General features: G+C 52.1%; 18 protein-coding genes. 14 read left to right on the plus strand and 4 right to left on the minus strand.

Features of this window, described 5'->3' with window-relative positions; genetic code table 11:
- Positions 1 to 2: 2 nt before the first annotated feature.
- Positions 3 to 1,946: a TOMM precursor leader peptide-binding protein gene (locus tag E5161_RS15630; RefSeq protein ID WP_136778752.1), complete on the plus strand. Its 1,944-nt coding sequence runs from the start codon at positions 3 to 5 to the stop codon at positions 1,944 to 1,946.
- 59 nt (positions 1,947 to 2,005) lie between these two features.
- Here E5161_RS15630 and E5161_RS15635 read toward each other — a convergent pair whose 3' ends face one another.
- Positions 2,006 to 2,113: a sporulation protein YjcZ gene (locus tag E5161_RS15635; RefSeq protein WP_136778753.1), complete on the minus strand. Its 108-nt coding sequence runs from the start codon at positions 2,111 to 2,113 to the stop codon at positions 2,006 to 2,008.
- Between the two features lie 137 nt (positions 2,114 to 2,250).
- Positions 2,251 to 3,258 (minus strand): acyltransferase family protein, encoded by a 1,008-nt coding sequence (locus E5161_RS15640; protein WP_136778754.1) that lies wholly within the window; start codon positions 3,256 to 3,258, stop codon positions 2,251 to 2,253.
- Between the two features lie 254 nt (positions 3,259 to 3,512).
- Between E5161_RS15640 and E5161_RS15645 the strand changes: the two genes are divergently transcribed.
- The 4 genes from E5161_RS15645 to hprK all read left to right on the plus strand — a co-directional run bounded on the left by E5161_RS15645 (position 3,513) and on the right by hprK (position 6,072).
- Positions 3,513 to 3,968 (plus strand): CBS domain-containing protein, encoded by a 456-nt coding sequence (locus E5161_RS15645; RefSeq protein ID WP_136778755.1) that lies wholly within the window; start codon positions 3,513 to 3,515, stop codon positions 3,966 to 3,968.
- Positions 3,969 to 4,077: 109 nt separating this feature from the next.
- Positions 4,078 to 4,506: a universal stress protein gene (locus tag E5161_RS15650; protein ID WP_136778756.1), complete on the plus strand. Its 429-nt coding sequence runs from the start codon at positions 4,078 to 4,080 to the stop codon at positions 4,504 to 4,506.
- Between the two features lie 168 nt (positions 4,507 to 4,674).
- On the plus strand, positions 4,675 to 5,118 hold the full coding sequence (gene hpf / locus E5161_RS15655) for a ribosome hibernation-promoting factor, HPF/YfiA family (protein ID WP_136778757.1): 444 nt from the start codon (positions 4,675 to 4,677) through the stop codon (positions 5,116 to 5,118).
- Between the two features lie 39 nt (positions 5,119 to 5,157).
- A complete protein-coding gene (hprK, locus tag E5161_RS15660; protein ID WP_136778758.1) occupies positions 5,158 to 6,072 on the plus strand; it encodes an HPr(Ser) kinase/phosphatase in 915 nt (304 codons plus the stop codon).
- A gap of 64 nt (positions 6,073 to 6,136) precedes the next feature.
- On the opposite strand, the gene E5161_RS15665 is transcribed toward hprK, so the two are convergent.
- Positions 6,137 to 6,895, minus strand: coding sequence for a Crp/Fnr family transcriptional regulator (locus tag E5161_RS15665; RefSeq protein ID WP_342773875.1), 759 nt, complete (start codon positions 6,893 to 6,895; stop codon positions 6,137 to 6,139).
- Positions 6,896 to 7,133: 238 nt separating this feature from the next.
- On the opposite strand from E5161_RS15665, the gene E5161_RS15670 reads away from it, so the two are divergent.
- From E5161_RS15670 to mobA, 8 genes are all read left to right on the plus strand, one after another.
- Positions 7,134 to 7,595: a GAF domain-containing protein gene (locus E5161_RS15670; RefSeq protein ID WP_136778759.1), complete on the plus strand. Its 462-nt coding sequence runs from the start codon at positions 7,134 to 7,136 to the stop codon at positions 7,593 to 7,595.
- A gap of 56 nt (positions 7,596 to 7,651) precedes the next feature.
- The gene (locus E5161_RS15675) at positions 7,652 to 8,305 is read left to right on the plus strand and encodes a response regulator transcription factor (protein WP_136778760.1); all 654 of its coding nucleotides are present in this window, start codon (positions 7,652 to 7,654) and stop codon (positions 8,303 to 8,305) included.
- Complete coding sequence (locus E5161_RS15680; protein WP_136778761.1) at positions 8,298 to 9,416, plus strand: PAS domain-containing sensor histidine kinase; 1,119 nt, start codon at positions 8,298 to 8,300, stop codon at positions 9,414 to 9,416. The genes E5161_RS15675 and E5161_RS15680 overlap by 8 nt, the downstream gene beginning before the upstream one ends.
- A 147-nt stretch (positions 9,417 to 9,563) precedes the next feature.
- Positions 9,564 to 9,947, plus strand: coding sequence for a cupredoxin domain-containing protein (locus tag E5161_RS15685; RefSeq protein ID WP_136778762.1), 384 nt, complete (start codon positions 9,564 to 9,566; stop codon positions 9,945 to 9,947).
- A gap of 161 nt (positions 9,948 to 10,108) precedes the next feature.
- On the plus strand, positions 10,109 to 10,606 hold the full coding sequence (locus E5161_RS15690) for a hemerythrin domain-containing protein (RefSeq protein ID WP_136778763.1): 498 nt from the start codon (positions 10,109 to 10,111) through the stop codon (positions 10,604 to 10,606).
- A gap of 112 nt (positions 10,607 to 10,718) precedes the next feature.
- Positions 10,719 to 11,267 carry a DoxX family membrane protein gene (locus E5161_RS15695; protein WP_136778764.1) on the plus strand — a complete coding sequence of 183 codons (549 nt, stop codon included), beginning with the start codon at positions 10,719 to 10,721 and terminating at the stop codon, positions 11,265 to 11,267.
- Between the two features lie 28 nt (positions 11,268 to 11,295).
- Entirely contained in the window at positions 11,296 to 11,784 is a 489-nt protein-coding gene (locus E5161_RS15700; RefSeq protein ID WP_169306716.1) for a hemerythrin domain-containing protein, read from the plus strand.
- A gap of 95 nt (positions 11,785 to 11,879) precedes the next feature.
- On the plus strand, positions 11,880 to 12,503 hold the full coding sequence (mobA, locus tag E5161_RS15705; protein ID WP_136778766.1) for a molybdenum cofactor guanylyltransferase: 624 nt from the start codon (positions 11,880 to 11,882) through the stop codon (positions 12,501 to 12,503).
- 89 nt (positions 12,504 to 12,592) lie between these two features.
- Here the strand turns inward: mobA and E5161_RS15710 are convergent, their stop codons facing one another.
- A complete protein-coding gene (locus tag E5161_RS15710; protein ID WP_136778767.1) occupies positions 12,593 to 14,095 on the minus strand; it encodes a malate:quinone oxidoreductase in 1,503 nt (500 codons plus the stop codon).
- Between the two features lie 333 nt (positions 14,096 to 14,428).
- On the opposite strand from E5161_RS15710, the gene E5161_RS15715 reads away from it, so the two are divergent.
- Positions 14,429 to 14,860, plus strand: a 432-nt coding sequence (locus tag E5161_RS15715) for a DoxX family membrane protein (RefSeq protein WP_136778816.1), incomplete at its 3' end; no start/stop codon positions are given.

Consider the following 14,860-nt stretch of genomic DNA (forward strand, 5'->3'; position numbering starts at 1 on the left):
GGATGAGTGCCGTGATTGCGGTCATCGGAACCGGCCGGTTAGCGGAGATGGTCATCCGCCAATTGTCGGAAACCTATAAGGTGGTATGCAACCGGGATTTCCGGTCCGAAATTCCGGCATCGGCGTCTTTGTGTCTCGTGATGAGCGACGAATTTCGGCCTTCCGATCATCAGGCGGCGGCAGAGGTTCTGTACAAAACGAATAAACCGTGGCTTGTCGGCTTTGTTGCTTCCAGCGAAGGAGCGGCCGGCCCTCTCGTGCGCCCGGGTATTACAGGCTGCTCGTTATGTGCGCAAAACCGGCAGATGGAAGCGGAAAGCGGCAGAGAGGAATCAATTATCCGCCTAATGGCGCTATGGAAAGACGGAGTCATCCGGCTCGATCCCACGATCTCCGATGCCGCGATATGGCAGTTGGGTTGCTTTATTCGCGACGAGGTCCGACTCTTTCTTCAAGGAAAGACGGCGCGCACCGAAAAGCGAATCTATTTACTGGACTTGCACAGCTTCACCGGTTCTCTGCACCGTTTCTTGCCGGATCCGGCATGTCCGGTATGCGGTTCACTGTCTGAGGATTCGCCGGACAGCGCTCGAATCACTCTCTTACCGAGAGCTAAAATGCATAAGGATGCCTATCGGAGCAAGTCCTCGGACGAGCTTGCGGAGACGTTAATCGAAGCGTATGAGGACGAACGAACAGGATTGCTCCACACGAAAACGAAGGATTCGCAGTCTCCGTTCTGCGATGTTCTTGTAACGCTGCCGTCAGGCACTGGCAACGAAATCACCGCCGGCCGCTCCCACTCCTACAAGAAAAGCGGGGATACGGCGATCTTGGAGGGCCTAGAACGATACTGCGGCATGATGCCGCGCGGCAAACGAATCGTGGTCAAATCCAGTTACCGCGAAGTGCGGCAACAGGCGCTCCATCTTGTCTCGGCAGGGTTGTATTCCGAGGAACAGTACGCATCGCCGGATTTTCCGTTTGAGAAATTCGATGAGGAAGCCGTCATTCCTTGGGTATGGGGACAATCGTTGACGGAGGATCGCCCGATTTTGGTCCCGCAAGAGCTCGCCTACTACGGAACTGTTTCAGGAGCCAGATTCGTGATGGAGGGATCGAACGGATGCGCCGTGGGAGGAAATATGGAGGAAGCGATATTGCACGGGCTGCTGGAGGTCGTGGAAAGAGATGCTTTTCTGCTCGCCTGGTATGCGCGGATGCCTATTCCCCGGCTCGAACCCGACACGGCGCAGGATACGGAGTTGATGCTCATGATCGAGCGCGTGAGAGCCGTTTCCGGTTTCGATGTTGCTTTATTTAACGCCACAACGGAAAACCGGATTCCGAGCATTTGGGCGGTCGCTAAGAACCGAAAAAACACCGGCGCCAATCTCATCTGCGCGGCCGGCGCCCATTTGGATCCGGTCCGCGCCGCGAAGAGCGCCATTTTCGAATTGGCCGGTCATGCCGCCTATTTGGATGATATGTATAACACCCGTGGTGAGGAATTTTCCAGGATGCTGAACGAACCGGAGCTGGTGGCGGAAATGCCGGATCATGCGTGCTTGTACACCGTTCCCGGCGCGGAAGCGCGATTCGATTTTTTGTTCGAATCCGGCCGTGAGGCCCGGTCATTCACCGAGGAGTTTAAATGGATGCCGACGCATTCGGATCTTACCGAAGATTTGAAATCCGTGCTGCAACAATTCCGTAAGCTGGGACTCGACATTATTGTCGTAGACCAAACCGCTCCTGAATTGTCTCACCTTGGGCTACGTTGTGTGAAAGTCATCATCCCGGGCATGCTGCCGATGTCGTTCGGACATCCGTTCCAACGTTTGACCGGATTGGACAGATGGCGGAAAGTTCCGGTGGAGTTGGGTTACGCGACCCGCGAGCTGACGGAAGAAGATTTGAACCCGCATCCGCATCCGTTCTTGTAAAGACAATCCCTCGCCAAACCGTTTCGGGTTGACGAGGGAGAGGAATAAGGGGAAACGTCTTAGATCCACAAGCCTGCGCTTAAAACAATGACCAGCAGGATATAAAGCACCAATACGAAAGCAGCAAAGCGGCCTATGCCGAACCCGAAACCGACTCCTGCACTCATGATCATCACCACCGGCTGAAAATTTTGTGATGGATTCATCACGCTGTCAGTTTATGTGCGATGCCCCAAGTGCGGACAGTACGAACGCACATTTTGCACAGAATCCGCAATTACCCGCACCGACAGGGAAGTTTTTATTAAGTTTGCACATGACCGGATGCCGGATCCCGCTTCTTCACCAAGAAAGAGAGGTTGGGACGGAACAACCATACGAATCCGGCGGCAATCCATTTCATCGAGAGAAGAATCGTTGCCGCAACAGCAGCGGCGACCAGCAGCCAAAGCTCCAGGCTGGTATCGATGTACTTATAGAGACCTTGTGCGATCGCATATTTCAACAGAAAGCCGTGCAGCAAGAAAGGGTACATCGTTCTCGTCCCCAGCTCGCTGACCCGCGTCTTGCCGGCCGGAGTGAGGGAGAGCACCGCAGCCGATAAAATGACCGTGACCAAGAAAACGGCAATGCGATAGACTCCGGCGTACCACTCGGGATGGCCGATCGCCTCATAGCTGTAACTGCCCCAAAGCCACTCACATTTCAGCTCCTGACCATAAGCGTAAAGGACAGTATAGGTAACGGCCGCCGTAATCGCCGAAACAATTGTTACCGAGCGCCGAAACAGCACGTTAAGAGATTCCCTGTTCATGTAGTATCCCGCCAAGAAAAAGGGAAAAAAGTTTACGGCCCTCATGATAGACAAAAAATAACCGAGTTCCGATGAAGTGTACCCCGCCAAGACGGCGATTACGACGGCGATCAACACCGGGAATCTCAACCTGGTGAAATAGGGTAATATGATTTTCCACAATACGACCGCGAGCAAGTACCAATTGACCCAATAAGGTGTAAAAAAGGTGATGTTGAACTCGGTGCGGCGGTTCACATAAAAATCGAAAATGGCGTACAACGTTTCGAAGACCACGTATAATGCGACGAGATGGCCGAGCTTGTCCAGCTTTTTGGAGAAATGCCCGGTAACGAAAACAAACAGCGGAATATGGAAAAAGTAGATGAAGTTATACATCGTATTCGCTGTGCGACTAACGGAACAGAGAGGTTCCAGCACATGCCCGACGACGACCAGCACGATCAATATAAATTTCAAATTATCGAAGAAATAATCTCTCGGCTTCGACGTCTCCACAGACCCCACCCTCTCTCTGTTTTATTAAAACAGATTGAAGCGGGATGAAAACGGAATAGCCGTTCCATTACTTGGTCATGCTTAAAGCGATAACTGACCAAGCAAAGGATGGTACCTCGGCAATGCTCGACAGCAAAACGATTGAAATGGTACAATCGACTGCCTGTTACACGTCTCCCACGGAAAGCGGAAATATGCATTATGAAGTGTTTAGCCCGACCGCGATTTTGAATGAAGAATAACAGGGGACTCCTATGAAGGTTAAAGATTTTATGATTACAGAGGTTGTCAAGGTACACCCCGAAACCACCCTGAGGCAATTGCTTGTCAAGCTGGTGGAACACAAAATCGGGGGCGTACCGGTCGTCGACGAGAACAATCGACTGGCCGGGATGGTAAGCGACGGCGATGTTTTACGTTTTGTAAAGCCCATCTCGGCCAAGCATAACGACTTTTTTCTGTATTACTTAGAGTGGGAAATTCACATGGAGGAAAAGATTCTTTCCGATTTAGAAAAGCCGGTAAAGGATTGCATGAAAAGGAAAAACCTCATTACCTTGTCTCAAGACGATGACCTGGAAGAAGCCGTTACCGTTTTGTCCAGGCATCACTTCAAAAAAGTCCCGGTCTTAGACAACGAGCAAAAAGTTGTAGGCGTAATCAGCAGAGGCGATGTCATCCGTCTTATCGTGAAGAACTGGATTATGTAACAAATTTGTGAAAATCCGCGCAATGCGGATTTTTTGGTGTGATCAATATCACAGACTGGGCCGGTTCAAAAGGGTACATTACAAGTATCAAAGAAACGGAGGGGTTAGGATGTATCAACACATTTTGGCTGCATACGACGGATCGGAGGCATCCCGGAAAGCTTTGCAACAGGCAGTTGCGATCGCGAAAGGCGCGCCGGGCACAAAACTAACGGTTGTCCACGCCCTTTATCAGCCTACGTACGCTTTCGGAGAGTTCGGTTTTATCCCGCCGGAGGACTATGACAGGAGAGTAAAGGAATATGAGGCCAAGCTGCTGGATGAAGCGAAAGATCAAGCGGCTTCCCTGTCGAATGTCGATTTTGCGGTCTTGACAGGTTACCCGGCTTCCGCGATTTTGGAATATGCCAAACAAAACAACTGTGATCTGATCGTAATGGGCAGCAGAGGGCTGGGAGCCGTCAGGGAGTGGATGCTCGGAAGCGTCAGCCATTATGTTGTCCAACGGGCGCAAATTCCCGTGTTAATCGTGAAGTAATCAAGCGAAGTCCGGACGAGTTTTCATGAATTCAAAGCCTGTTTGCGCGGAAGGAAAGCCCTTCGCGCAGCCGGGCTTTTTTCAACTATCGATTAATGGAACTGTGACGCATCTCACAGCCGGCGGCGCAAGCAGCGTATAAAATGAAATCAGCCAAGAGAAAAGGGGATGAGTTCATTGAAAATGATCATTCGCGGTAAAAACGTAGAGGTTACCGAAGCCTTAAAGGAATACGCCGAGCTGAAACTGGGCCGGTTGAACAAGGCGCCGGTCGAAGAGGCGGAAATACACGTGATCCTGTCTTTACTTGGCCATCAACCGCTTCATAAAGTGGAGGTGACTTTACTCGACGGAGGTACCGTGATTCGGGCCGAAGAGGTGACAGAGGATATGTATACTTCGATCGATCAAGCCGCCGTTAAATTGAACAGCAAGTTCCGCAGATGGAGAGAGAAGCTGAGAACCCGGCTGAAGCGGGCGGAATTCAACGATTCGGTGCAGGACTATCAAGAGGAAGAAGCGCCCGAAGAATATTTTCAAGTGGAACGCATCAAGGGTGTGCCCATCAAACGGAAGTCGTATACCGGCGCCATAACGGTACGTACGGCTTGATCAGAGCCGATTGATCGTAAGTGAGGGAGACTGGGAAAGATGAAATGTGTCACCATCCATGATTTGGTCGAGCGGTTTTCGTTGGAAGTTCTGGCAGGAAGTGCGCACCTGAATCAAGCGATTACCAAGTCCCGGGTGAATCGTCCGGGACTTGAATTTGCAGGGTATTTCGAGTTTTTTTCACATGCCCATGTGCAGATCCTGGGGCAAAAAGAGATCAATTATTTACACACTTTAAGCGAGACAGAGCGGAATAGTCGGATCGGAAACATCGTGAGGTACCATCCGCCTTGTTTTATCGTGACCCGGAATCAGGGCGGGCTGAAATATTTGATCAAATATTGTGAGGAAGAGGGGATTCCTCTTCTGCGAACGAAGGAACCGACGTCCAAGTTCATGGAACTGGTCGATGATTATTTGGCGAAACAGCTGGCGCCCGAGATGACGATCCACGGCGTTTGCGTCAATGTGTCCGGCATCGGTATTCTTCTTCGCGGGATTTCCGGCGTTGGAAAAAGCGAAACGGCGCACACGCTGATTCGCAGAGGTCATCGTCTAGTCGCCGATGACGCGGTTGTCTTGAAAAAAATAAGTCCGGACACGATTATAGGCACGCATGACGGAAAAACGAAAGAATTTCTTGCTCTGCGAAGCATCGGCCTCATCAACGTTTCCCGGCTATATGGGCGCAAGGCTTTTCAGGACGAAACGCCCATCGTTCTGGACATCGAGTTGACAAAGTGGGAGGACCAGGCGCTCAACAACCAACTGGAGATGGAGCCGATGTTTACCGAATATTTGGACATTCGAATCCCGCATCTTGAAATCCAGCTCCAGCCCGGAAGAGACGTTGCGGGATTAGTTGAAGCGGCTGCGAACAACTGGTACCTCCGGCAGCAAGGTTACAGTGCGGTGGAAGATTTCATGAAGCGGCTGGAGCAGCATTCGGAATAATAAAAATGCCCGCAACTCCCAGGAGTTTGCGGGCATTTCATTGGCGTGAGTCGGCGGATTGCGATCAGATACGGCACACTTCCTTGGGGCAGGCGGGACAAGACGGGCAGTGGCAAATTTGCTTCAAGGCGTTCAGGCTGAGAATTACAATGCGCCCTTTCCGAATGTCGATTGTGCCTTCATCCCGAAGGCCGCTCAGCATCCGATTCACACTTTCCCGCGTCGTGCCGATGAAATCGGCGAGCTCCGAGTTCGTCAGCTTCAAGCGGATGCGAATGCCGTCCGGCCCGGCGACTCCGTACGTGTTGGCGAGTCGGATCAGGGTGGAGGCCAGCGCTCCAGGTTTGCCGAAGAGCAGCAGATCTCGGAATTTGGAATCCGTCACCCGGTGCATCAAAGCCATCCAGTTCATAAACCGAACCGCGAATTCCCCGTGCCGATACAACAAAATCTCAAGGTCTTTCCACTGGATGACGCCGATATCGGCATTTTCCACTACTTCCGCGCTGAAGCTGTGGACCGCCCGCATGCCGTCCTCGGGCTCGCAAAGCAAATCGCCGGCTTGCAGAATGGACAGAATGAAGTCTTTGCCTTCCTCCGTCGATTTCCGCAGCTTCACTTTGCCCGATTTGATGTAGTAAAGCTTTCCTGTCGGCTCGCCTTCCCAAAACAAGTAGCTGCCCGCTTCGGCTTGCTTCGGATACATCAGCTCCTGCAGCCGTTCGAATTGTTCTTCCGAGAAAAAGTTATCGATCCCGAGGGGATTGTTCGTCTTCTCCGCCGCTTTGCCGTTCCGTTCGATCGCTTCCACGCTCATCGCCATGTCCGCCAACTCCTTTTGACCTTATGGGAATAGCATAATCGCTTGAGCTAAAAACCGTTATCGGGGAATTTCCTGAAAACCTCGGCGGGGATTCCCTTATTTTGTTGTGAGAAAAATCACACCGGAGAATAAAATCAGGTAATTCCCGCCGGCTTTTTCAGGGAGTTCCCTGACTGACTTGCCCGCGGTGCGGTTCTACACTAAAAGAACATGATAAGGAAGAAGGGGGGGATCCGGCGTGGATGGCGGGAAATCGGCATTTTGGCTCGAAGTGATGGAGCAGCTGCGGACCGAAATCGACTGCGACTTCTGTTGCGTAGGCCTTGTGGAGGGCGAATCGCGGTCTCTTCATTGGAAGGCGGCCTCCGGCAACGAAGGCGAACGCTATAGCAGCATATCCGATCGCCCTGGGCGGGGATTGACCGGAACCGTCGTGAAAGTGGGCAGAGCCATGCCGGTCAACTTCGCGGATCTGATCATGTCCCGAACGCTTCATGAATATCCGATTATGACCGCAGAGAGATTGCGCTCCGCCTATGCGGTTCCGTTGACGGAGGGCGCATCGGTGATGGGTGTTCTGCTCGCAGGCGACCGTTGGAAGCGCGTGTACCGGCCGGAAGAACGAAACTGCATCAAGCTGGCGGCGGAACGGATATCGCGCAAATTCGCAGAAAACTCGTCCGAAGCGGCTTCTTCCTAATCCTTTATGCTAAAATGAAAAAAGGATAGCGGCATGCTTGCGGAGGGAGACGACGGATGGTTCGAATTATGGTGGTAGACGATCATGCGGTGGTCCGTTCAGGACTGATCATGCTGCTTGATGGAAAACACGGCATGCAGGTCGTGGGAGAGGCGGCGGACGGCGACGAAGCGATCGCCAAAGCGGAAGAGCTTCAGCCGGATGTGGTGCTCATGGATTTGAGCATGCCGCACGGCAAGGACGGATTAACGGCCGCCGGGGAGCTGAAGAAGCTGCTGCCGGACATCGCCATCTTGATTTTGACGATGCATGATGATGAGGAATATTTGTTCCGCGCCATTCAAGCCGGAGCATCCGGATATATTTTGAAGAGCGCTCCCCACGATGAACTGTTGACGGCGATCCGTCACATCTCCTCGGGGAACGCCTATTTGCATCCGACAGCGACCAAGCGGCTCATGAGCGATTATCTCGAAAAAATGAAAAGCGGCGAACACGCGGGCACTTACGAGTCTTTGTCCGACCGTGAGAAAGAAATTTTGGCCAAGGTGGCGCAAGGTTACTCCAATAAAGAAATCGCCGAGCAGCTCATTATCAGCGTCAAAACAGTCGAATCCCACAAGAGCAACCTGATGGAGAAGCTGGATTTGAAGACGCGCCCGGATCTGGTCAAATTCGCCATGAAAAAGGGGTTGCTGAATTTTGAGTGACCAAAACGCCAAAGCGCGCTACCCCTCGGAAAATATTGCGTCGAATGTCGATTTGCTGCTGGAACAATTAGAGCAGCATATTACCGATTCCAGTTTTCGGGAAGCATTGCAGCGTTCGCTGAAACAGCTGGCCGACGTCAAGTTTGCGCTGGATGAGGCCTCGATTGTGGCGGTGACTGACCACAAAGGGAAGATCCAATATGTGAACGACAAATTTTGCGAAATCTCCAGCTACTCCAGAGAGGAATTGCTCGGGAAGGATCACCGGGTGGTAAACTCGGGCTATCACGGCAAAGCGTTCATGCGCGAGCTGTGGGAAACGATTTCTTCCGGACAAGTATGGCACGGAGAAATCAAAAACCGCGCCAAGGATGGCCGGGAATACTGGGTGGACACGACCATCGTTCCCTTCGTGGATGCGGAAGGAAGACCATATCAGTACTTGGCGATCCGCCATGAGGTCACGCAGCTCAAGGAGACGGAAGCCCAACTGCAGTCGATGATGGCCCAGCTGATGCAGGTGCAGGAAGAGGAGAGAAGACGATTCTCCCGGGATTTGCACGACGGCATCGGACAAAGTCTTTTTGCGCTGAAGATCACTTTGGATCGCATGATCTCGGAGGACGGAGATTCGAAGGGACTTCAGGCGCTCAGCGGGCAAGTGCAGCAGCTGATGGCGGAAGTGCGGGGCCTCGCTTGGGAGATGCGTCCATCGGTTTTGGACGATTTGGGCGTCGTTCCCGCACTCAGAACCTACGTAGAAAGCTATGAGAGCCATTACGGCATACGAGTCCGCTTCGTCAGCGAGCTTCGCAGGAGGCCGAATCTTCTGACGGAGACTGCCATTTACCGGGTTGTACAAGAGGCGCTGACCAATATCGCCAAATATGCGGGGGTGTCGGAAGCGAGCGTTACGCTTCGTGAGGTGGACTCGTTTGTGAAAGCCGTGATCGAGGATCGGGGCGTCGGCTTCACGACAGATCAAGCGGGGCGCGGAGTAGGCTTGTTCAGTATGGAAGAACGGGCGAGAGCGGTGTCCGGCCAGCTCCGGATCCGTTCCGTACCAGGAGAAGGAACGACCGTGACGCTTAGCGTGCCGACAGATCGATGATAGGAGAGCCGTTCGGGTTTTGTTCCCTGGGCGGTCTTTTTTTGTGTCCGTTTTATGGATTCTCTGCCAATGTGACGATTGTCACAGTTGACGGAAGACCGGCGCATGTATGATGAATCCGAACCTAAATCAAGGGAGGACACAAAAATGAAGAAATGGATATTGACGCTCGGTCTGCTGCTGACGGCTGCTTTGGTGATGGCGGGGTGCGGCGGCAAAAAGTCGGAGCCGGCTTCGTCTCCGGCGGCTAGTCAAGCAGCGGGGGGCGGTAAAACGATAACGGTCGACGCCAAAAACTTCGAGTTCGACCAAAAAGAAATCAAAGTCAAGAAAGGCGAAACGGTCACGATCACGCTCAAAAACAGCCAAGGCAATCATGGATTGAAAATCGAAGGCTACGATAAGGAAGTCAAGGGAAATGAGTCGGTCACTTTCACGGCCGATCAAGCGGGCGAATTCAAATTCGAATGTTCGATCATGTGCGGCGCAGGGCACAAAGACATGGTCGGAACGCTGATCGTGGAAGGTTAAGCAAATGATGCAGCCAATCGGGAAACCGGTTGGCTTTTTCTTTTTCGATGCAGTACATGTGACTATTGTTTGACAACGCCAAACATGTGATTTTATTCACATAAATGGGCCTCCCCCCGAGATACACTGAGGTCATAAAACGAGTGAGGGAGGAATGCGGGATGACAACGCATATCCACGTCGAACCGTCTCGGATGAGCGAATTCGTTTTGCAAAATGCGCTTGACCGCGCCAAACAAGAGCATGAGCTGCTGAAAGAGGAGCTTCAGGACATTTTCGGACAGGTTTGCGCCATCCGTTCCGGCCAAGACGAAATACGATTAAACCGGCAGATCGGGCAGTTAAACGACAGCGTTAAACACTTCATGAAGCACTGGGGCGACCATACATCTTGGGAGGATCGCGAGTTCTTTCCCTATGCAAGCTGGTACTTGGGAACGGAGCCGGACTGCTTCGCATTGATGGAACAAGAATACGAACTGGCCGAGCAGTATATCCGGGCATTTTTGCAGGAACTCCAGCGCTCTCATATTCCGATTCCCCGCGAGGAAGCCCGCAGAATGGCGTCCTATTTGATCCAAGCTTATGCGGTGCTGAAGAACCGGTTCCGAGAGGAAGAGGAAGTGATGGAAGAGCTAACCGACCGGTCGAATCGATAAGATTATTGATTCCCCACTATTCGAAGTTGTTGTGATGAACTTCACATCCAGCAATTCCAATCTCCTCCATACTGAGGATGTAAGGAAAACAAATCTTAATCCCTGAAGGGAGATGACCATCATGAGATGGTTCAAAGAAAACGTGTGGGCGGCTGCTGCGATTACGCTGTTGCGGATTTACGTAGGTTGGCAGTGGATAGATGCAGGTTGGCATAAATTGAGCGGCGGCTTTGACGCCGGCGGATTTTTGAAGGGAGCTGTCGGTAAGCCGGTCGCGGATCACGCCACGAATGCGGTGCTGTTCCCGAACTTCACCTACTTCCTCGAACACTTCGCTTTACCGAATGTGAAGGTGATTAACGTCATGATTCCGCTTGGCGAATTCTTGATCGGCCTCGGACTCATTCTCGGCGGACTTACGCTGACGGCGGCATTCTTCGGCATGATGCTGAACTTCATGTTCCTGATGGCCGGCACCGTAAGCACGAACCCTTGGCTGCTGCTGCTCGGCTTCATCGTCTTCACCGCCGGGGCGAACGCCGGACGGTTCGGGATTGACGCCTACTTGCTTCCGCTGCTTCGCAAAGGCTGGACGAAGCTGACCCGGAAAACCGGTACCGGCAACGGCGGTGCGCTGAACGGCAAAGTCCTGCCCCACTGAGCGGGCGGTAATGAAGGAGGAACTGTCCATGGAACGAAAGGATTCCCCGCTGCTAGAGCTCTATCTTAACTATGACGAGTGGAAAGAAGAGCATGATGCGCTGCAATCCCGCCTGCTTGAATTGTGCCGGTTGATGAAATGGAACCCGGGCAATTACGAACACGCCAATTGGGAAGCTCATCACCGCAAGGTGAAGGATCTGTGGTTTCTGCCTTTCATGCGGGACTGGAAGCGGCACTTGGCCAAAGAACGCAATGCGATCTACCCGATTGCCCAATCCGCCATTTGCGGCGGCAAGATGGGTCCGGCGGCTGTCCTGGAGCAGGACGGCCGGATAGCGGAAACGTTCTTTCAGGAGTACCTGGATGCGGTCAAAAGCGGCGCACCTCCGGAAGAAGCGCTCGCTCTGCTGCTTCAGGTGCTGATGATCGTGGCTGAGCATTTTCGAGTAGAAGACGAATCCGTCGTACCGGTCACCGAAAAATTGATGGAAGAAATCGAATATAACCGTTGTTGATCCGACTGGCGGATGACTTCGCCGGATATGGGAGGAGAGTACACATCGTACCGGCTAATTGCGAAAAGAAGAAACGCTGCGAAGGAGGGAGTACAATGGGATCGTCATCCATTACCGGAGCAATTCTCGCGGGAGGTCCGAACAGCGGAATGTCCGGCGCGTTAAAAGCGCTGCTGCCGATTGGCGGCGAGCCCCTGATCGCGCGGCAAATCCGGGAAATGAGAAAGATATGCGGGGAAATTATCGTGGTGACCAACACGCCCAGACCCTTTTTTCCGGTTCTCGATCATCAAGTGCGGCTCATTACCGATTATTTTCCCGGCTGCGGTCCGTTAGGCGGCTTTCATGCCGCTTTGCATCTGGCGCGCAATCCGCTTGTCTGGGTGGTCGGCTCCGACATGCCTTTCATCTCGGCTGAAGCGGCTCGTCGGTTGGCCGAAGATAAAACACAGATATCCGAAGCCGCCATCCCGATCATCGGAAAACAGCCGTTCCCGCTGCATGGCGTATACGACAAACGGAACGCAGACGCCGCCGCCAAGCTGCTCATGGCCGGCGACAAGAGATTAGACGCTTTCCTCGGCCGCATTCCGTGGCTGGGAATACCCGCCGACGGTTGGACGGAAGAAGACAACGTCGGAGCGTTCACGTTCACGATTCACAAACCGGAAGACTACGAGCTTGCCGGAGCAATGGCCAGACGGGAACTCCCGGCGTGAGCTTAGACCCGCAATGCTGCGGGTCACTTTTTTTGGGGATAAAAAAGCTGCCCGATCCATCGCGGAGGGCAGCTTTTGTTTGTCATTGTTTATACGCCGACAGCTTGGAGTTGGCTAAGACCAAGCGTCCGCGCTGTTGAATGATGAATTTCGTCGATCAGCTCCGGTTTTTTCAGCAGTGACACGCCATAAGAAGGAATCATTTCTTTGATTTTCGGCTCCCACGCCTTGATATGCTGCGGGAAGCATCTACTCATAACCTCAAGCATGACGGAAACAGCAGTAGAAGCGCCCGGAGAAGCGCCGAGCAATGCGGCGATCGACCCATCGGCGGCACTGATCACTTCCGTCCCGAATTGAAGCGTACCTTTGCCGGCGGCAGTATCCTTAATGACCTGCACACGTTGTCCGGCTACCACGATATCCCAATCTTCGCTTTTGGCGTTCGGAATAAAATCCCGCAGCTCTTCGATCCGCTTTTCTTTCGATAACATAAGCTGTTGAATCAAGTATTTCGTCAGGGCAACGTTCTTGGCGCCTGCCGCTAACATCGTGATGACATTATTCGGTTTTACGGAGCCTAATAAGTCAAAATTTGAACCCGTTTTTAAAAACTTAGGCGAGAAGCCGGCAAACGGTCCAAAGAGCAATGACTTTTTGTTATCGATGAATCTTGTATCCAGATGAGGAACGGACATCGGAGGAGCACCGACAGCAGCTTTGCCGTACACTTTGGCATGATGCTGCGCGACAACCTCCGGCTTGTTACATACGAGGAATAGTCCGCTTACCGGGAAACCGCCGATATGTTTGCTTTCTGGAATTCCCGTTTTTTGAAGCAACGGCAGGCTTCCGCCGCCGGCGCCGATAAATACGAATTTTGAATGGTAGCGTTGGACGGTGCCGCTGTCGATATTCCGTACTTTCAATTCCCATGATCCGTCGCTCGAACGTCTAATATCATCAACCTTATGTTTGTAATGGATATCGACGTTTTTACTCTTTAAATGGTCAAACAACATGCGCGTTAAGGCGCCAAAATTGACGTCCGTGCCAGAGTCGATTTTTGTGGCCGCTACAGGTTCATCCGATTTGCGGTCTTTCATCATGAGCGGGATCCATTCCATCAGCTTGTCCGGGTCGTCGGAAAATTCCATTCCTTGAAACAGGGGATTGTGAGACAAAGCTTCAAAACGTTTTTTCAAAAACGTGACATCTTGTTCCCCTCTTACAAAACTCAAATGAGGCAGCGGCATAATAAAGTCCTGCGGATTGCGGATCAGATTTCTCTGTACAAGATAAGACCAAAATTGTCTTGAAACCTGAAACTGTTCATTCACTTGTACAGCTTTGCTTATATCTATGGATCCGTCCGGTTTTTGCACGGTGTAGTTAAGCTCGCACAGAGCGGAATGCCCAGTTCCCGCGTTATTCCATTCGTTAGAGCTTTCCTCTCCTGCGCTCGCGAGCTTCTCAAACACGGTAATTTTCCAGTCCGGTACGAGTTCCTTCAGAAGAGAACCCAAAGTCGCACTCATGATTCCGGCACCGATTAAGATAACGTCTGTTTTCGTCGTTTCTCTGTTGCTCATTTTAACCTTCCTTATATCCTAAGATTTGCAGATTAGATGTAGGCGCGCCTGTTTGGGCGCCGCAGCAAGCCCTAGTCACACAACTTTTCTCGACAATATAATCCTATCATAGTGTATCACTATTTTCCCGATAGTAGATGAACTAATTATAGCATAATGATGGCACTTCGAAGACTAAGAGAATATGACTTTGTTTTGATCGCCTATACTTGTGCCTAATTTCACAATTTTTTCACCCCAAGTGTGATGAACTTCACATCCAGCAATTCCAATCTCCTCCATACTGAGGATGTAAGGAAAACAAATCTTAATCCCTGAAGGGAGATGACCATCATGAGATGGTTCAAAGAAAACGTGTGGGCGGCTGCTGCGATTACGCTGTTGCGGATTTACGTAGGTTGGCAGTGGATAGATGCAGGTTGGCATAAATTGAGCGGCGGCTTTGACGCCGGCGGATTTTTGAAGGGAGCTGTCGGTAAGCCGGTCGCGGATCACGCCACGAATGCGGTGCTGTTCCCGAACTTCACCTACTTCCTCGAACACTTCGCTTTACCGAATGTGAAGGTGATTAACGTAATGATTCCGCTTGGCGAATTCTTGATCGGCCTCGGACTCATTCTCGGCGGACTTACGCTGACGGCGGCATTCTTCGGCATGATGCTGAACTTCATGTTCCTGATGGCCGGCACCGTAAGCACGAACCCTTGGCTGCTGCTGCTCGGCTTCATCGTCTTCACCGCCGGGGCGAACGCCGGACGGTTCGGA

The organism is Cohnella pontilimi (genome assembly GCF_005049045.1).
GTDB lineage: Bacteria > Bacillota > Bacilli > Paenibacillales > Paenibacillaceae > Cohnella > Cohnella pontilimi.